This window comes from Brenneria salicis ATCC 15712 = DSM 30166, from assembly GCF_003315515.1.
Lineage (GTDB): Bacteria > Pseudomonadota > Gammaproteobacteria > Enterobacterales > Enterobacteriaceae > Brenneria > Brenneria salicis.
Genome location: NZ_QNRY01000002.1, coordinates 80495 through 97585 on the forward strand (window position 1 = coordinate 80495; position 17091 = coordinate 97585).

13 protein-coding genes are annotated in these 17091 nt (G+C 55.5%); 6 read left to right on the forward strand and 7 right to left on the reverse strand.

Features of this window, described 5'->3' with window-relative positions; genetic code table 11:
- Positions 1 to 29: 29 nt before the first annotated feature.
- Positions 30 to 1109 (forward strand): alanine racemase, encoded by a 1080-nt coding sequence (gene alr, locus DES54_RS01940; protein WP_113864941.1) that lies wholly within the window; start codon positions 30 to 32, stop codon positions 1107 to 1109.
- 101 nt (positions 1110 to 1210) lie between these two features.
- Here alr and DES54_RS01945 read toward each other — a convergent pair whose 3' ends face one another.
- Positions 1211 to 1975 (reverse strand): transporter substrate-binding domain-containing protein, encoded by a 765-nt coding sequence (locus tag DES54_RS01945; protein WP_113864942.1) that lies wholly within the window; start codon positions 1973 to 1975, stop codon positions 1211 to 1213.
- 309 nt (positions 1976 to 2284) lie between these two features.
- Here DES54_RS01945 and DES54_RS01950 point away from each other — a divergent pair, with 309 nt between their 5' ends.
- The 3 genes from DES54_RS01950 (at position 2285) to DES54_RS01960 (ending at position 5429) form a co-directional block, all read left to right on the forward strand.
- Positions 2285 to 2749, forward strand: coding sequence for an Lrp/AsnC family transcriptional regulator (locus tag DES54_RS01950; RefSeq protein WP_113864943.1), 465 nt, complete (start codon positions 2285 to 2287; stop codon positions 2747 to 2749).
- 75 nt (positions 2750 to 2824) lie between these two features.
- On the forward strand, positions 2825 to 4018 hold the full coding sequence (locus tag DES54_RS01955; protein ID WP_113864944.1) for an amino acid aminotransferase: 1194 nt from the start codon (positions 2825 to 2827) through the stop codon (positions 4016 to 4018).
- A 175-nt stretch (positions 4019 to 4193) separates the two neighbouring features.
- Positions 4194 to 5429, forward strand: a complete 1236-nt coding sequence (locus DES54_RS01960; protein WP_113864945.1) for an NRAMP family divalent metal transporter — start codon at positions 4194 to 4196, stop codon at positions 5427 to 5429.
- 147 nt (positions 5430 to 5576) lie between these two features.
- Here the strand turns inward: DES54_RS01960 and uvrA are convergent, their stop codons facing one another.
- A complete protein-coding gene (gene uvrA, locus DES54_RS01965; protein ID WP_113864946.1) occupies positions 5577 to 8408 on the reverse strand; it encodes an excinuclease ABC subunit UvrA in 2832 nt (943 codons plus the stop codon).
- Positions 8409 to 8659: 251 nt separating this feature from the next.
- Here uvrA and ssb1 point away from each other — a divergent pair, with 251 nt between their 5' ends.
- Both ssb1 and DES54_RS01975 read left to right on the forward strand, forming a co-directional pair.
- On the forward strand, positions 8660 to 9199 hold the full coding sequence (gene ssb1, locus DES54_RS01970; protein ID WP_113864947.1) for a single-stranded DNA-binding protein SSB1: 540 nt from the start codon (positions 8660 to 8662) through the stop codon (positions 9197 to 9199).
- A gap of 231 nt (positions 9200 to 9430) precedes the next feature.
- Entirely contained in the window at positions 9431 to 11377 is a 1947-nt protein-coding gene (locus DES54_RS01975; protein ID WP_113864948.1) for a TonB-dependent receptor domain-containing protein, read from the forward strand.
- Here DES54_RS01975 and DES54_RS18745 read toward each other — a convergent pair.
- The 5 genes from DES54_RS18745 to acnB form a co-directional block, all read right to left on the reverse strand.
- Entirely contained in the window at positions 11374 to 12036 is a 663-nt protein-coding gene (locus DES54_RS18745; protein ID WP_240634907.1) for a sensor histidine kinase, read from the reverse strand. The two genes, DES54_RS01975 and DES54_RS18745, sit on opposite strands and share 4 nt — an antisense overlap.
- Positions 12037 to 12069: 33 nt before the next feature.
- Entirely contained in the window at positions 12070 to 12744 is a 675-nt protein-coding gene (locus tag DES54_RS18750) for a HAMP domain-containing protein (protein WP_240634902.1), read from the reverse strand.
- On the reverse strand, positions 12741 to 13490 hold the full coding sequence (locus DES54_RS01985; RefSeq protein ID WP_113864949.1) for a response regulator transcription factor: 750 nt from the start codon (positions 13488 to 13490) through the stop codon (positions 12741 to 12743). Before DES54_RS01985 ends, DES54_RS18750 begins: the two co-directional genes overlap by 4 nt.
- 310 nt (positions 13491 to 13800) lie before the next feature.
- Positions 13801 to 14163 carry a protein YacL gene (gene yacL, locus DES54_RS01990; RefSeq protein ID WP_113864950.1) on the reverse strand — a complete coding sequence of 121 codons (363 nt, stop codon included), beginning with the start codon at positions 14161 to 14163 and terminating at the stop codon, positions 13801 to 13803.
- Positions 14164 to 14293: 130 nt separating this feature from the next.
- Positions 14294 to 16891: a bifunctional aconitate hydratase 2/2-methylisocitrate dehydratase gene (gene acnB / locus DES54_RS01995; protein ID WP_113864951.1), complete on the reverse strand. Its 2598-nt coding sequence runs from the start codon at positions 16889 to 16891 to the stop codon at positions 14294 to 14296.
- Positions 16892 to 17091: the final 200 nt, after the last annotated feature.

Below are 17091 nucleotides of genomic sequence, written 5' to 3' on the forward strand. Positions count from 1 at the left end.
AATGATAATCATGCGTTAAGGATTAAAGAATGAAAACGGCAACTGCCGTCATTAACCGCCGTGCTTTGCGTCATAACCTGCAACGCATCCGCCAGTTGGCCCCCGAAAGCCGTCTGGTGGCGGTGGTAAAAGCCAATGCTTACGGCCACGGACTGGTTGAAGCGGCCCAGACTTTTCATGACGCCGACTGCTACGGCGTCGCGCGCCTCACGGAGGCCCTGACGCTGCGGGCGGCGGGGATCACCAAACCTATCCTGCTGCTTGAAGGTTTTTTCTCCGCCGACGACCTACCCCTGCTGGCGGCCCATCAGTTTGAAACCGCGATCCATAGCATTGAGCAACTTACGGCGCTGGAACAGGCGAATCTCCCTCACCCGATCCGCGTGTGGATGAAACTCGACACCGGCATGCATCGCCTCGGCGTGCTGCCTGAACAGGCGCAAGCGTTCTGGCGACGTCTGACCGAATGCCACAATGTGGTGCAACCGGTGAACATGATGAGCCATTTCTGCCGTGCCGATGAGCCGGGATCGGGCGTAACGGAACGTCAGCTAGCCTGCCTTGATGCATTTGCGCAGGGAAAACCAGGGGCGCAATCCATCGCCGCCTCCGCCGGTATTTTGCTGTGGCCGCAGGCGCACCGCGATCAGGTTCGTCCCGGCATCATTCTGTACGGCGTATCACCCCTCGACGATAACTATGCCGCACATTTCGGCTTACAACCCGCCATGACCTTGACGTCGCACCTGATCGCCGTGCGTGAGCATAAAGCCGGGGAACCCGTCGGCTATGGCGGCGCCTGGATCTGTCCGCGCGATACGCGACTGGGCGTGGTGGCTATCGGTTACGGAGATGGTTATCCGCGCTGCGCGCCAGCAGGCACGCCGGTGTGGATCAACGGACGTGAAGTTCCCCTGTCCGGTCGGGTTTCCATGGACATGATCACCGTCGATCTCGGCCCCGATGCGCAAGATCAGGTGGGCGATGAAGTTATCCTGTGGGGCGCCGTTCTGCCGGTAGAGAAAATCGCCGCCCATACCGGCGTCAGCGCTTACGAGTTGATTACCCGCCTGACACAGCGCGCCCGACTGGAATACATTGATAGTTGAACCGCGCGATAGTTAAACCAAGATAGTTTAACCAACATAGTTGAACCGCACTATGTAGCCAATGTGAAAGGAAGCGCTGGCGCTTCCTTTACCTGACAACATTACTGTCCGACGGCCAGCCACTCGCCGACAATTTTCCGGTATTCACCGGTAGCCTTAGTCAAGTGCGCCCACTGATCCACATACAGCTTCCAGATCATGTCACCCTGCGGCAACATATACGCCTTTTCCCCATACAGTAACGGTTTCTCCGGGTTGATCGCACACAGTTCCGGATAATGTTTCTGCTGAAACAGCGCTTCCGAAGCCTCGGTAATCATTACATCCGCCTTCTTATCCACCAGTTGCTGGAAGATAGTCACGTTATCTTGCAACATCAGCGTCGCCTGCGGCAGATAAGCGTGAACGAAGGCTTCATTCGTGCCGCCCGCGGGTTCAATTAATCGCACTGAGGGTCGATTGAGTTGCTCAATGGTTTGGTATTTATCTTTATTTTCGCAACGCGCAAGCGGAATTTTTCCATCCACATCCAGCGGATTGGTGAAAAACACTTTTTTCTGACGCTCTAGTGTGACGGAAATACCGCCCATCGCGATATCGCACTTATCCGTCAGAAAATCCGACATCAAGTTTTTCCAGGTTGTCGGCACAAAATTCACCCTGGCACCCAGACTTTTTGCCAACGATCCCGCCATAACAATATCGATTCCCTCGTAACCGCCATCGTCACGGAGAAAGGTATACGGCTTATAATCGCCGGTAGTGCAAACATTCAGTACGCCAGTCTGCCGCACCTTATCCAGATGAGACTCGGCACTCACGCTCCCGGCTATCAGCAACAAGGCCAGAGACACCCATTTCGTCATGATTTACCCCTTTAAAAATAGTCCGATTTTTTATTACGTTAATCATCCGCTTTCATCACAATCAGCGGAATGTATAGCGCGGCGAAAAAATTTGCACGTTCAAGCGAATAATTTCGTGTTGTGGAAAAGTGAGAAAGTAAGAAAACGCTGGGTGCGGAGGAATCGCCCTAATGAAATACTTTCTAAGATTTAAAACCCTTAGTATATTTTCACAACGTTAAATACACCGCACGCAGCAATAGGCGTTATGCGTATTCATCAATAAGAAATAGAGACTATTGAGCAGTCTGACGCCCCTCAGGAAAAACCATGTACACCATTGATGACTTTGATATGAAAATCCTGACGCTGCTACAGGCCAATGGCCGCCTGACCAATCAGGAACTGAGCTCTTTGGTCGGGCTTTCAGCCTCACAGTGCTCCCGACGCCGTATCGCGTTGGAGCAGGCGCAGCTCATTCTCGGTTATCATGCCCGCTTGTCGCCCAACGCCATCGGGCTGGAATGCCTGGGATTGATCGAAGTCCGATTGATAAACCACACCGCTGAATATGTCGAAAGATTTCACCAGATGCTGGGGGAAGTGGACGCCATTATTGACGCCTATAAAACCACGGGCGATGCCGATTACCTGCTGAAAGTAGCGGTTGCCGATCTGCCGGGGCTAAGTACGCTGATTAGCCAGATCCTGGCGCAGAACAAGAGCGTAGCGCACCTGAAAACGTCGGTGGTGCTCAACAGACTGAAAGAAAATGGCTTGATGGCGCCCGATTAGCGCCATGAATCAGCTAATATATTGACTAACCCAGTTCAATAACTCGATACCTACTATATTCAGGAGAACTACGCTGTGTTCCAAAATGTTGATGCCTACGCGGGCGATCCCATCCTATCGCTGATGGAGACGTTTAAACTGGATCCGCGCGCGGATAAGATAAATTTGAGTATCGGGCTGTACTATAACGAGCAAAATATCATTCCCAGGCTTGGCGCCGTCAGCGCGGCGGAAGAGGCGCTGCAACAATTACCCAAGAGTGTAAGTTCCTACCTGCCGATGGAAGGTCTGTCCTCTTATCGCACCGCTATCCAGAACCTGCTGTTCGGCGAGGATCACCCGGCATTGAACGCTGGCCGGATCGCTACCATTCAAACGCTGGGCGGTTCCGGCGCGCTGAAAATCGGCGCCGATTTCCTGAAATATTACTTCCCGGATTCAGAAGTATGGGTCAGCGATCCAACCTGGGAAAACCATATCGCCATTTTCTCCGGCGCTGGTTTCAATGTTCATACCTATCCTTATTTTGATGCCGACAGCCTGGGCGTGAAATTCGATGCCATGCTGTCCGCGCTGCAACAATTACCGACGCGCAGCATTGTGCTCTTGCATCCATGCTGCCATAACCCGACCGGTTCGGACCTGACCAATGAACAGTGGGATCGCGTTATCGAGGTGGTTAGCAGCCGTGAACTGATCCCGTTTATGGATATCGCCTATCAGGGCTTTGGCGCGGGAATCGCGGAAGATGCCTATGCCATTCGCACTATTGCCAGTGCGGGCGTTCCGGCGTTGATCGCCAACTCATTCTCCAAAATATTCTCGCTATACAGTGAGCGCGTCGGCGGACTTTCCATCGTGTGTGACGATGCCGACAGCGCTCAACGCGTACTGGGGCAATTAAAAGCAACCGTTCGCCGCACCTACTCCTCTCCGCCGAACTTCGGCGCGCAGATCGTTTCCAACGTGTTGAACGATGCACAACTGAATGCCAACTGGCGTGCCGAAGTGGAAGCGATGCGCTCGCGCATCCAGGAAATGCGCCAAACGCTGGTCGCCGCGCTGAAAGCGGCATTGCCGAACCATAACGCTGATTATCTGCTGACTCAGCGGGGCATGTTCAGCTATACCGGTTTCAGCCCGCAGCAGGTCGATCGTCTGCGTGAAGAATTCGGCGTTTACCTGATTGCCAGTGGACGCATGTGTCTGGCGGGGCTGAACCACGGCAATGTTCAGCGCGTTGCGGCGGCTTTCGCCGCCGTTCAGTAAAAGACGCCGCCGCCGGGCTTAATCTGCCAGCAACCGATCACAGATTGTCGGTTTGGTTAATCCCGGCGGCGCCATAAACAACCCGCGTTAACCAACAACGTACCGATGCCCCTATCGGTTTGGCACAGCGATTGCACTTTTATCGGCAATCCTTCCACCATCAGGAGCTCACATTATGCCCACTCAGGCAACCGGTGATTTTGCCAAAAAGCGTCGCGCCTCGCTGACCGCCGCAATATTTCTGATGGCCACATCAGCAATCGGCCCCGGCTTTATTACTCAAACCGCAACGTTTACCGCAACCATGGGCGCCGCCTTCGCCTTCGGCATTCTCGCCTCGATCCTCATCGATTTCGTCGTGCAGTTGAATGTCTGGCGTATCGTGACCCTGACCGGGATGCGGGCTTCCGATATCGCCAACGCCACGCTGCCCGGCAGCGGCTATCTGCTGGCGATACTGGTGATTTTCGGCGGACTGGTGTTTAACATCGGTAACATTGCCGGGGCCGGTCTCGGACTGAATGCCATGCTCGGCCTGCCGCCGAAATGGGGAGGCGCACTCAGCGCCGTCATCGCGATCGGCATTTTCCTGTCGCGTCGGGCGGGCGTCGCCGTCGACCGCGTCATGATTGTACTCGGTCTGATGATGATCGGCCTGACGCTGTTCGTCGCCTATGCCTCCAATCCGCCGCTAGGTGAAGCGCTGCGCCAGACCGTGTGGCCGGATCATATCAACTTCGCCACCATTACCACTATTGTCGGCGGCACTGTGGGCGGCTATATCACCTATGCTGGCGCGCACCGTCTGCTCGATAAGGGAACCACAGGCGCCGAGCACATCCATGAGGTGTCCAAAGCCGCGCTCCACGGGATAATGGTCACTGGAGTGATGCGTTACGTGCTATTCCTCGCCATTCTTGGCGTGGTCGCCAGCGGCGTCATTATCGATATCTCCGGTCAGAGCGCCAATCCAGCGGCACAAGCTTTCCAGGCCGCCGCCGGTGAGTTCGGCCTGCGCATATTCGGTCTGATCTTGTGGGCCGCCGGGATCACCAGCGTGATCGGCGCAGCCTACACCTCGATATCGTTCGTTACCGTCTTCAAACCACAGATTACCGAACGGGGGCGCAATCAGGCCACGGTGATCTTTATCGCCGTCTCCCTGCTGATCTATCTGCTGCTGGGGACGCCGCCCGCGGCGCTGCTGGTGTTTGCCGGTGGATTCAACGGGCTGATCCTGCCCATCGGTCTGACGCTGTTTATGTACGTCGGCTGGCGGCGCACTGATCTGATGAACAACTATCCCTATCCGCGCGGGTTGCTGCTACTGGGTGCCCTTACCTGTTTGCTGACCTGGTACATGGCGATTAAATCCATCGGGCCAATCTTCGCTTTCCTCAGACTGGCCTGATAAGCGCAAGAGATGGTTATGACACCCCCCGTTCTGAACAGCGACCTGGGTGAAAATTTAGATCAGGGGGAAATGGGCGATGCCGCCGCGCCAGCGAATAAAACAAAGACGCCGCTCATCATTCCCTGCATACAACGTCCCGCAGATTTATTCACGCGCCAGCATCGGTTTCAGGAAACGCGCGGTATGCGATTTTTCACACTCGGCAACGGTTTCCGGCGTGCCGGAAACCAGGATCTGGCCGCCGCCGCTGCCCCCTTCCGGCCCCAGATCAACGATCCAGTCAGCGGTTTTTATCACATCAAGGTTGTGTTCAATCACCACAATGGAATTTCCCTGATCACGCAACTGATGCAACACCGCCAGCAATTGCTCGATATCGGCAAAATGCAGGCCGGTGGTCGGCTCATCCAGAATGTAGAGCGTCTGACCGGTGCCGCGCTTCGACAGTTCACGCGCCAGCTTCACGCGCTGCGCCTCACCGCCGGATAACGTGGTCGCCGATTGCCCCAGACGGATATACGACAACCCGACGTCTATCAACGTTTGCAGCTTACGGGCCAGCGCCGGGATCGCATCAAAGAACTCGCGGGCTTCTTCGATGGTCATCTCCAGCACTTCGTGGATGCCTTTGCCTTTGTATTTGATTTCCAGCGTCTCTCGGTTATAGCGTTTGCCTTTGCACTGATCGCAAGGGACATAAATATCCGGTAAGAAGTGCATTTCAACCTTGATCACGCCATCGCCCTGGCAAGCCTCGCAGCGGCCGCCACGCACGTTAAAGCTGAAGCGGCCGGGATTGTAGCCGCGCGAACGCGATTCCGGTACGCCGGCGAACAGTTCCCGGATCGGGGTGAATATGCCGGTGTAGGTCGCCGGATTGGAACGCGGCGTGCGGCCTATCGGACTCTGATCGATATCAATCACCTTGTCGAAATGTTCCAGCCCCTCGATGGCGCGGTAGGCCGCCGGTTCCGCCAGCGTCGCGCCATTTAACTGACGCTGCGCCAGCGGGAACAGCGTGTCGTTAATCAACGTGGATTTCCCCGATCCCGATACGCCGGTCACACAGGTGAACAGCCCGACCGGTAAAGTCAGCGTGACATCTTTAAGGTTGTTGCCTCTCGCGCCAATCAGTTTCAATACTTTGGTTGGATCAGCCGGAACACGCCGTTCGGGAATTTCAATTTTACGTTTGCCGCTAAGGAACTGCCCGGTAAGCGAGTCCGGCACCGCCATGATTTGTTCCATCGTGCCTTCCGCGACAATCTGGCCGCCGTGAACTCCCGCCCCCGGCCCGATATCAATCACATGGTCGGCGGCGCGGATCGCATCTTCGTCATGCTCGACCACAATCACGGTATTGCCCAGATCGCGCAGATGAATCAGGGTTTCCAGCAGCCGTTCGTTATCGCGCTGATGCAGGCCGATCGATGGTTCATCCAGCACATACATCACCCCGACCAGTCCGGCGCCGATCTGACTTGCCAGACGAATCCGCTGCGCTTCGCCGCCGGACAGGGTTTCCGCCGAACGCGACAGCGACAGATAATTAAGCCCGACGTTCACCAGAAACTTCAGGCGATCGCCGATTTCTTTCAGCACTTTCTCGGCAATTTGGGCGCGCTGCCCGCTGAGCTTCATATTCTGGAAAAAGCGCATCGCATGGCCGATGCTCATATCGGAAATCTGCGGCAGCGTCGTCTGTTCAACAAACACATGACGCGCCTCTTCACGCAGACGCGTACCGCGGCAACTGGCGCAAGGGCGATTGCTGATAAACTTCGCCAGTTCTTCCCGCACCGCGCTGGATTCCGTTTCTTTATAGCGGCGTTCCATATTATGCAACACGCCCTCGAACGGATGGCGGCGCACCGAGGTATCGCCCCGGTCGTTAATGTATTTAAACTCGATATTTTCTTTGCCGGAACCGGACAGGATCAGCTTCTGAACGGCGGCATCAAGGCTTTCAAACGGCGCATCGACATCAAACTTGTAGTGTTCGGCCAGCGAGCGCAGCATCTGAAAATAGTAGAAATTGCGGCGATCCCAGCCACGGATCGCGCCACCGGCCAGCGACAACTCCGCATTCTGCACCACGCGGGCAGGATCGAAAAATTGCTGAACCCCCAGACCATCACAGCTTGGGCACGCCCCGGCAGGGTTGTTGAATGAAAACATCCGCGGTTCCAGTTCATGCATGCTGTAACCGCAGATCGGACAAGCGAAGTTGGCGGAAAACAGCAGTTCCGGCGTGGTCGGATCATCCATATCGGCCACCACCGCGCTGCCCCCGGAAAGCTCCAGCGCCGTCTCAAACGACTCCGCCAGACGCTGAGCCAGATCGTCACGCACTTTGAAACGATCCACCACCACTTCAATGGTATGTTTTTTCTGTAACTCCAGTGACGGCGGGTCGGACAGATCGCAAACTTCGCCATCGATACGCGCGCGGATATATCCCTGCGTCGCCAGATTCTCCAGCGTCTTGGTATGCTCGCCTTTGCGATCTTTCACAATCGGCGCCAGCAACATCAGGCGTTTCCCTTCCGGCTGCGCCAGCACATTGTCCACCATCTGGCTGACCGTTTGCGCATCCAGCGGGACATCGTGCTGCGGACAGCGCGGCTCCCCCACGCGGGCGAACAGCAAGCGCAGATAGTCATGAATTTCGGTGATGGTTCCCACCGTGGATCGCGGGTTATGGGAAGTCGACTTCTGCTCGATGGAGATCGCCGGCGACAGACCTTCTATATGGTCGACATCCGGTTTTTCCATCAGCGACAGGAACTGACGCGCATAAGCGGAAAGCGACTCGACATAACGTCGCTGCCCCTCGGCATACAAGGTGTCGAACGCCAGCGATGATTTGCCGGAACCGGACAGTCCTGTGATCACTATCAGCTTATCGCGGGGAATTATCAGGTTGATATTCTTGAGATTATGAGTACGAGCACCACGAACTTCGATCTTATCCATTCACACGCTTCCCGGAATAAATACGGTTTTGCATCATCTCACTGACAGAGACAACCGGTACGAAACGCGCAATTATGACACAAAAAAAGCTGAATGAATATCCAGTACCCATTCCAGTCGTGATGTAAAGGTTGCAAACTTCTTCTTCATTTTTGATCGCGCTTCGCAGGTATGACAGAGACTTTTCTCATGCTAAGATTGATCGTTTAGACTTAGAAAATAAATCTATCGATTCATCAGGAGACTCGAGCATGGCCAGCAGAGGCGTTAATAAAGTGATTCTTGTCGGACATCTGGGACAAGACCCGGAAGTTCGCTATATGCCGAATGGCGGTGCGGTTGCCAACATCACGCTGGCCACGTCCGAAAGCTGGCGTGATAAGCAGACCGGCGAGCAGAAAGAAAAAACCGAATGGCACCGTGTCGTACTGTTCGGCAAACTGGCGGAAGTCGCGGGCGAATACCTGCGCAAAGGCTCTCAGGTTTATATTGAAGGCTCGCTGCAAACCCGCAAATGGACCGATCAGGCCGGGGCAGACCGCTACACCACCGAAATCGTGGTCAATGTCGGCGGCACCATGCAAATGCTGGGCGGACGTCAGAGCGGTGCTGGCAACGCACCGGCGGGCGGCGGCCAGCAACAGGGCGGTTGGGGCCAGCCACAGCAACCACAGGGCGGCACCCCATTTAGCGGCGGCGCTCAACCCCAGCAGCCACGTCCGGCGCAGAATAATACGCCAGCGCAAAGCAATGAACCGCCAATGGATTTTGATGACGATATTCCGTTCTAATTATCTGTTTTAAAAGAAATATAACGTTTTTCCGCCAAGCCCCGTTTACGGGGCTTGGCGTTTGATGCCTGACAACACTCCCCACCATCGTCATTTGCACGCCGCCAACCTTTATCCACTTGACAAACCTTTCTGACCGCCAATTTCGGACAGTTGTCACACTTTGTCCAATTTTCAGTAATGCAGATGAATATGATTCGTATTTAATGAATTCCAAGAGAGATACCTATCATGCAATCCCGTTTTCACAAACGCCCGCTGGCCGTCATCATCAAATTGGCGCTGGCGCTCCCGTTGAGTTTCTATGCCTACGCAGACGATCAGGCCGGCGATACGCTGGTGGTAACCGCTTCCGGGTTTGAGCAAAATCAGGAAGACGCCCCGGCCTCCATCACCGTGATCAAAGGTGAAGAACTGCGTAAACGTTCGATACAAAATCTGGGGGATGCGGTTCGCAACGTGGAAGGCGTGGTGGTGAATGGCGGCGCCAACGAAACGGATATCTCCATCCGCGGCATGCCGGGCGACTACACGTTGCTGATGGTGGACGGCAAGCGCCAGAGCGGACGCGATTCCCGCGTCAATGGCAATTCCGGGTATGAACAAAGTTTTGTCCCGCCAGCCGCCGCCATTGAACGTATCGAAGTGATCCGCGGCCCGATGTCGTCGCTGTACGGTTCGGACGCCATTGGCGGCGTAATTAATATCATCACGCGGAAAGTGTCGCGAGAATGGGGCGGTTCCGTTTCCTATGATTATTCGGCGCGCCAGCACAGCGATCAGGGCAACGCCAGCCAGACGCAATTTTATCTCAACGGCCCAATCGTTGAAGACTTCGTGGGCCTGCAACTGTGGGGCCGCTATCTGGATCGTCAGGCTGATGATGATGTCCAAACGACCAATGGTTTCACCAAAGCCGACCACCGGGATTTGACTGGCCGACTGGCCTTTACCCCAACGGAAAATCACGACATTTTGCTGGAAGCTGGCGCCACGCGTTTGAAAAACGGCGAAGGCACCAGCCCCAACTGGGCCACCCGCGAACAAAAGAACAATCGCGATCACTGGTCGGTATCGCATGAAGGACGCTGGCGTTGGGCCACTTCGAATGTGTCATTGTCGCAGGAAAAAACCAGCCGCGAAGGTGTCGCCACCGCCAGCCAAGCCGACGTTCTGGGGCGCAAACCTGAAATCAAGAACACGGTATTTGATGCCAAACTGGTCGCGCCGACCGACTATCATATCGTATCCACCGGGGTGCAATGGAATCAAAGCACGCTGCATGACTGGAACCAGGGGGTGGGCGATCAGAGAAATTACAAATTCCAGGTCATTCAAAAGGCGCTGTTTGCCGAAGACGAATGGCGGCTCACCGACAGTTTTGCCCTGACCACCGGTCTGCGTCTGGATAACCATGAGCAGTACGGCAATCATTTCAACCCCCGCCTCTACGGCGTCTGGCATGTGAATGACGAATGGACCTTCAAGGGCGGCGTCGCCCGCGGCTTTAAAGCGCCGGAACTGCGTGCGGTGATCGATGATTACGCGGTGCTGCGTCGTAACCGGTTCGTCATGTTCGGCAATGCCGATCTGAAGCCGGAAACCAGCACCAACTACGAGCTATCCACGCGCTGGTCCAACCGCGACAACTTATCTGCCGGAGCGACCTTGTTCTACAACGACTTCAGGGACAAGCTTTCCACGCGCACCACGGATGAACGCTGGAACAACTTCATCATCATGGAACGAATCAATGTCGATAAAGCGGTCATCAGAGGGGTGGAACTGAACGGCGGCTGGCAGATTACGCCCGCCTTGTCTCTGAAAGGTAACTTCACTTATACCGACTCAGAACAGAAAAGCGGTCCTAATGCGGGCGCGCCGCTGGCACTGACGCCGAAGCAAAAAGCCAACCTGCGCACCGAGTTGAATGTAACCGAGAAAGCGCAACTGTGGGCTGCCGCCAACTATTACGGCAAAGAATTCGGCAATACGATCAGCGCGGAACCGTCTCCCGGTTACACCACAGCGGATATCGGCGCGTCTTACCAGCTGACCCGTACGGTGGCGCTTAACGGCGCGGTTTACAATCTGAACGACAAGCGTCTGGATGATGAAACCTACGGCACGGTCAATTACGGTCGTACTTTCTGGTTCGGCACCAACATCACGTTCTAATCCAGCGGTAGCCACACCACCGCACACAATCCGGCAGGCGGACGATTCTCCAGAATCAGTTCGCCGCCGTGAGCATGAATACAGGCGCGGGCGATAGATAGCCCCAATCCGACCCCCGCGCCGATTTCACCGTCCTCGCGCCCGCGATGTTGCGCCAGTTGAACAAAAGGCTCGAACGCCTGTTCCAGACAGACCGGATCAATGCCTTTACCGTGATCCAGTATCTCAATGCGAATATTATCCCCTTCACGCCACAGACTGAGGGCGGCATCCCCGCCGTGCACGATCGCATTGTCGATCAAATTACCCAGGGCGCGCTTGAGCGCCAAGGGCCGGCAGCGGATCATCATCGGTTCGGCGCCTACCCAGTTCACCGGGTGTCCCAAATTACGGTAGCGCTTTGCTAAATCGTCGAGCACCGCGCTAATCGACAGGCTGCTCGTTGGCTCCTGCATGGCGTCGCCGCGCACGAAGTTAAGGGTTTCATTCACCATCGCGCTTAACTCCGCCAGGCTTTCCAACATATCGTCGCGGGCGGCGCCATCCTCCAGCAGTTCCACCTGCAACCGCAGTTCGGTAATAGGCGTGTTCAGATCATGGCTGACGGCGGCCAACATGCGGGTTCTACCCTCAATATGACGGACGATGCGCTCTTGCATCACATTGAATGCCTGCGTTAGTTCACGCGCTTCCTACGGCCCGGACAGCGGCAACGGCGCGATCCATTCTCCCCGGCTGATGCGATCCGTGGCGTTGGCCAGCGTCTTAACCGGGTGAACCACGCGCCGCATAAAGAACACCACTATCAGCAAAACCGGCACGCTGGTCACTGGCAGCGAATACGATAACAGGCGGCTCCATTCATATGCCTGAATCGGGTGCTGCAACCCATTGAGATATCGTCCGTCCGGTAGCCGGATGCTGGTGCGAAGTCGCAGCGGCTCCCAGCGGGCGATGCTGAAAAAATTCCCGCGCGCCAGTCCGCCATCGGTACGTTCAAGCTGCATCACAATGGATGCATCCTGCGCTATCGGGGGAAGAGAAGCCAATTCCGCGGCCAATCGACGCTCCTCGGACTTCATATCAAACGAGCTGACATCGGGTTGGGCGGCGATCCAGAAGCGGGTATCGCTGGCATTCATGGAACCCAGTAGTTGCCCGGCGTCCGTCCCTGACAGACTTTCCGCCGCTTGATAGGCAATCGTCAAACGCTCAAGCGCCAGCGTGCGCGATACCGGGTGGAGCAGCGCGCCTGTCAATTGAATGCAGGCGATGGCGATAACGTTAGACACCACCAGCGCCAGCACCAACAATAACGCCAACTGGTTGGCCATCCGTCTGGGAAAACATTGAGTGATACACTTCATGCCGACTGGATGCTCACATCGGCAGCCAGAAGATAGCCGCTGCCCCAGACCGTAATCAATAATTCCTGATCGCGCAGGAAATGAGAGAGCTTGCTGCGCAGGCGGCTGACTTGCCGATCGATCGCCCTATCGAACACATCGCCCTTGCGAACACACAAATCGATCAACCGATCCCGGCTTAACACACAATGCGGGTGTTGCAGAAAGGCGCTCAGCAAACGCCCTTCCATGGTGCTCAATTGCACGGCGGCGCCCTCGTCGTCGCTGAGCATACCGATCGCCGGTACGAAATGCAGACCGGAAAAATGGTAAGTCACCCGCTCATTGCGCGTATCAGCATGCGAAGGATCAACGTGCTGCCGTGCGCTGCGGCGCAGAACGCTATGGATACGGGCGACCAGTTCTCTGGGTTCGAACGGCTTAACCACATAATCATCAGCCCCCAGATCCAGCCCCCGAATGCGATCATCCGCGTCGCCGCGCGCGGTCAACAGAATGACCGGGGTTTTGGTGCGCCGGTGAAGCTGATGGCACAGCGTCATGCCGTCGCCATCGGGTAACATGACATCCAGAATGACGATATCAAACGGTTGGTTTTTCAACATTAGCCACATCCCCGCCGCATTCTCGGCCGTGCGGACATCAAACGCCTGGCGGCGCAAGTAAACCGCGAGGGGATCACGGATCTTACGCTGGTCATCCACAACCAATACGCGCGGCATCGCGGCAACCTGAGCGGTGTTCATTAACCTTCCTGCATCGTGAAATCTACCGGGTATCATACCTTTCATTTCCGGTCATACTACGCCAACCCCTATGTTCTCAGGCAACCATTTATTGATTCTGTTTTTTCTTTTCATGTCGCTTCGCAATTTTTCCTTCGCGCCTGTCGTTCGCACAGTGACCGGACTGTCGGATGAAGCGATGCAAAAAATGATTGCATCCGGTGACGCACGCCGGCAACCTGGCGGATAACAGGGGTTCTTCCCGCCAGAACCGGCGTCTCTTGCTACGCGTTACCCTCGCGCCTTACGTGCTGAGCCGATAGGCGCTGATTTAGCGTTGCTGGACAAACTCACGATATTTCGCCACAAGCCGCAGAAAATCCTCCAGGCCGCACAGAGACAGGCTTTCTTCATCGTAGTAACGCATGCCTTCTTCCATTTCATCTACCGTAAATTCAAGCTGATTCGCCTGAATCATCACTTCTTCATCATCCAGCAGCAACGTGTATTCATGTCCGACTTTCCGCCACTGGTGCTCATTTCCCGCCACCGAACGGGCGGCGGCTTCCACCTCATCCAGCACATCCAACCGGCCTTTTACTTCTTCATTTAGCCAGTGGCCCACGGCTTCATGCCCCATCGACATTCGTACCATCACCTGCCCGGTAACGTCCCGCAAGAATTCATAGTCCATGATGCCACCCTCAGTGATATGTCTGTTAGCAGTGTAATGGTCATGTCGCATTACCACAGTGACAGTTCGCAAACTTGGCTCAAAAAAAGGGAGGCCCGATGGCCTCCCTGAAACGGTGAACTATAGCGATTTAGACGGTTGTCTGGAAGATCACGCCATCCGCTTTTTCCGTATATTGACCCAGACGATCAAAATTCAGATAGCGGTAAGTGTCTTGCGCGGTTTTATCGACCTGAGCCATGTAGGTCTGGTATTCATCCGCGGTCGGCAGACGACCCAATAGCGACGCCACGGCCGCCAGTTCAGCGGAAGCCAGATAAACATTGGCGCCCGTTCCCAGACGGTTCGGGAAATTACGCGTGGAGGTGGAAACCACCGTCGCGCCATCGGCCACTCGCGCCTGGTTGCCCATGCACAGTGAACAACCTGGGATTTCAATCCGTGCGCCGCTCTTGCCGAACACGCTGTAATATCCCTCTTCCGTCAGTTGGGCCGCATCCATTTTAGTCGGCGGCGCAACCCACAAACGCGTCGGCAACTGACCTTTGTGGCTATCCAGCAGCTTACCGGCCGCACGGAAGTGACCGATGTTAGTCATACAGGAACCGATAAAGACTTCATCGATCTTCTCGCCCTGTACGTCAGACAACCAACGGGCATCGTCAGGATCGTTCGGCGCACACAGGATCGGCTCGTTAATTTCAGCCAGATCGATGTCGATAACGGCGGCATATTCCGCATCGGCATCCGCTTCCAGCAGTCGCGGATCCGCCAGCCATTTTTGCATTCCCTGAATACGGCGCTCCAGCGTGCGCCGATCGCCGTAACCTTCCGAGATCATCCATTTCAACAGCACGATGTTGGAATTCAGATACTCGATAATCGGCGCTTTATCCAGCTTGATGGTACAGCCCGCGGCGGAACGCTCCGCCGAGGCATCCGTCAATTCAAACGCCTGCTCGACCTTCAAATCCGGCAAACCTTCAATTTCCAGGATCCGGCCGGAGAAAATGTTTTTCTTACCCTTTTTCTCAACGGTCAGCAAACCTTGCCTGATGGCGTAGAGCGGAATGGCATGAACCAGGTCGCGCAGTGTGATCCCCGGCTGCATTTTGCCTTTGAAGCGCACCAGTACCGATTCCGGCATATCCAGCGGCATCACGCCGGTAGCGGCGGCAAACGCCACCAGCCCGGAGCCCGCCGGGAAAGAAATACCGATCGGGAAACGGGTATGGGAATCGCCCCCCGTACCCACGGTATCCGGCAGCAGCATACGGTTCAGCCAGGAGTGAATAACGCCATCGCCCGGACGCAGGGAAACCCCGCCACGGTTCATAATGAAATCAGGCAAGGTATGGTGGGTGGTCACGTCCACCGGCTTCGGATACGCCGCCGTATGACAGAAAGATTGCATCACCAGATCAGCGGAGAAACCCAGGCAAGCCAGATCTTTCAGTTCATCACGCGTCATCGGCCCGGTGGTGTCCTGCGATCCCACGGAGGTCATCTTCGGCTCACAGTATTCGTTAGGGCGAATACCGGCGACGCCACAGGCGCGGCCCACCATTTTCTGCGCCAGCGAGAAGCCTTTGCTGCTTGCCGCCACCGCTTTGGAAACGCGGAATAGGTCACTGGGCGGCAGCCCCAGAGAATCGCGGGCTTTGGAGGTTAGCCCACGGCCAATGATCAACGGGATACGACCGCCCGCGCGTACTTCATCAAGCAATACGTCAGTTTTCAGTTCAAATTTTGCCAGCACTTCGTTGGTGTCATGACGGCAAACTTCGCCCCGATACGGGTAGATATCAATCACATCTCCCATATTCAGATCGTTGACATCCACTTCGATCGGCAACGCACCGGCATCTTCCATGGTGTTAAAGAAGATTGGCGCGATTTTACCGCCCAGCACCACGCCGCCGCCGCGTTTGTTAGGTACATGAGGAATATCGTCCCCCATAAACCACAGTACGGAGTTGGTGGCGGATTTACGTGAAGATCCGGTGCCGACCACATCCCCAACGTAAGCCAGCGGGAAACCTTTTTTATTCAGTTCTTCAATTTGTTTGATTGGACCGACCACGCCCGGCTGATCGGGTTCAATGCCTTCGCGGGCATTTTTCAGCATCGCCAGCGCATGCAGCGGAATATCAGGGCGCGACCAGGCATCCGGCGCAGGCGACAGGTCATCGGTGTTGGTTTCGCCGGTCACTTTAAATACGGTTACGGTAATCTTTTCCGCTAGTTTGGGGCGGGACTGGAACCACTCGGCATCCGCCCAGGATTGGATAACCTGTCTGGCATAATCGTTACCCGCTTTGGCTTTCTCTTCCACATCATAAAAATTGTCGAACATCAGCAAGGTATGAGACAGGGCTTTGGCGGCAATCGGCGCCAGCGCGTCATTATCCAGCGCTTCAATCAATGGATGGATGTTGTAACCACCCTGCATGGTGCCGAGCAACTCAACGGCGTTCTCAGGCGTTATCAGAGGAGAAGCGGCCTCGCCTTTTGCAATGGCGGCCAGAAAACCCGCCTTCACATACGCGGCTTCATCGACGCCAGGGGGAACACGATTGGTCAACAGATCCAACAAAACGTCTTCTTCACCTGCGGGTGGGTGCTTTAGTGACTCAACCAACGCTGCCATCTGTGCGGCATCCAACGGCTTGGGAACAATCCCCTGTGCAGCCCGGTCGGCTACGTGCTTACGATATTCTTCTGGCACGACTTTCTCCTCGCTCTCATTGTCTTCGTTATGCCCGGCGCTCTTGTTCCCGCTCTCGATGTCCATGCCTGGTGTAAGCGTGTGGATGTAAGGTAATAGAGTGCCCGGTCCAGCCTCGTCAGCATATCAGGATTTGAATCAATTGTTAATTCGTTCACATAATAGCAACATTAAATACGTTTAACCGCTTCATAATCACG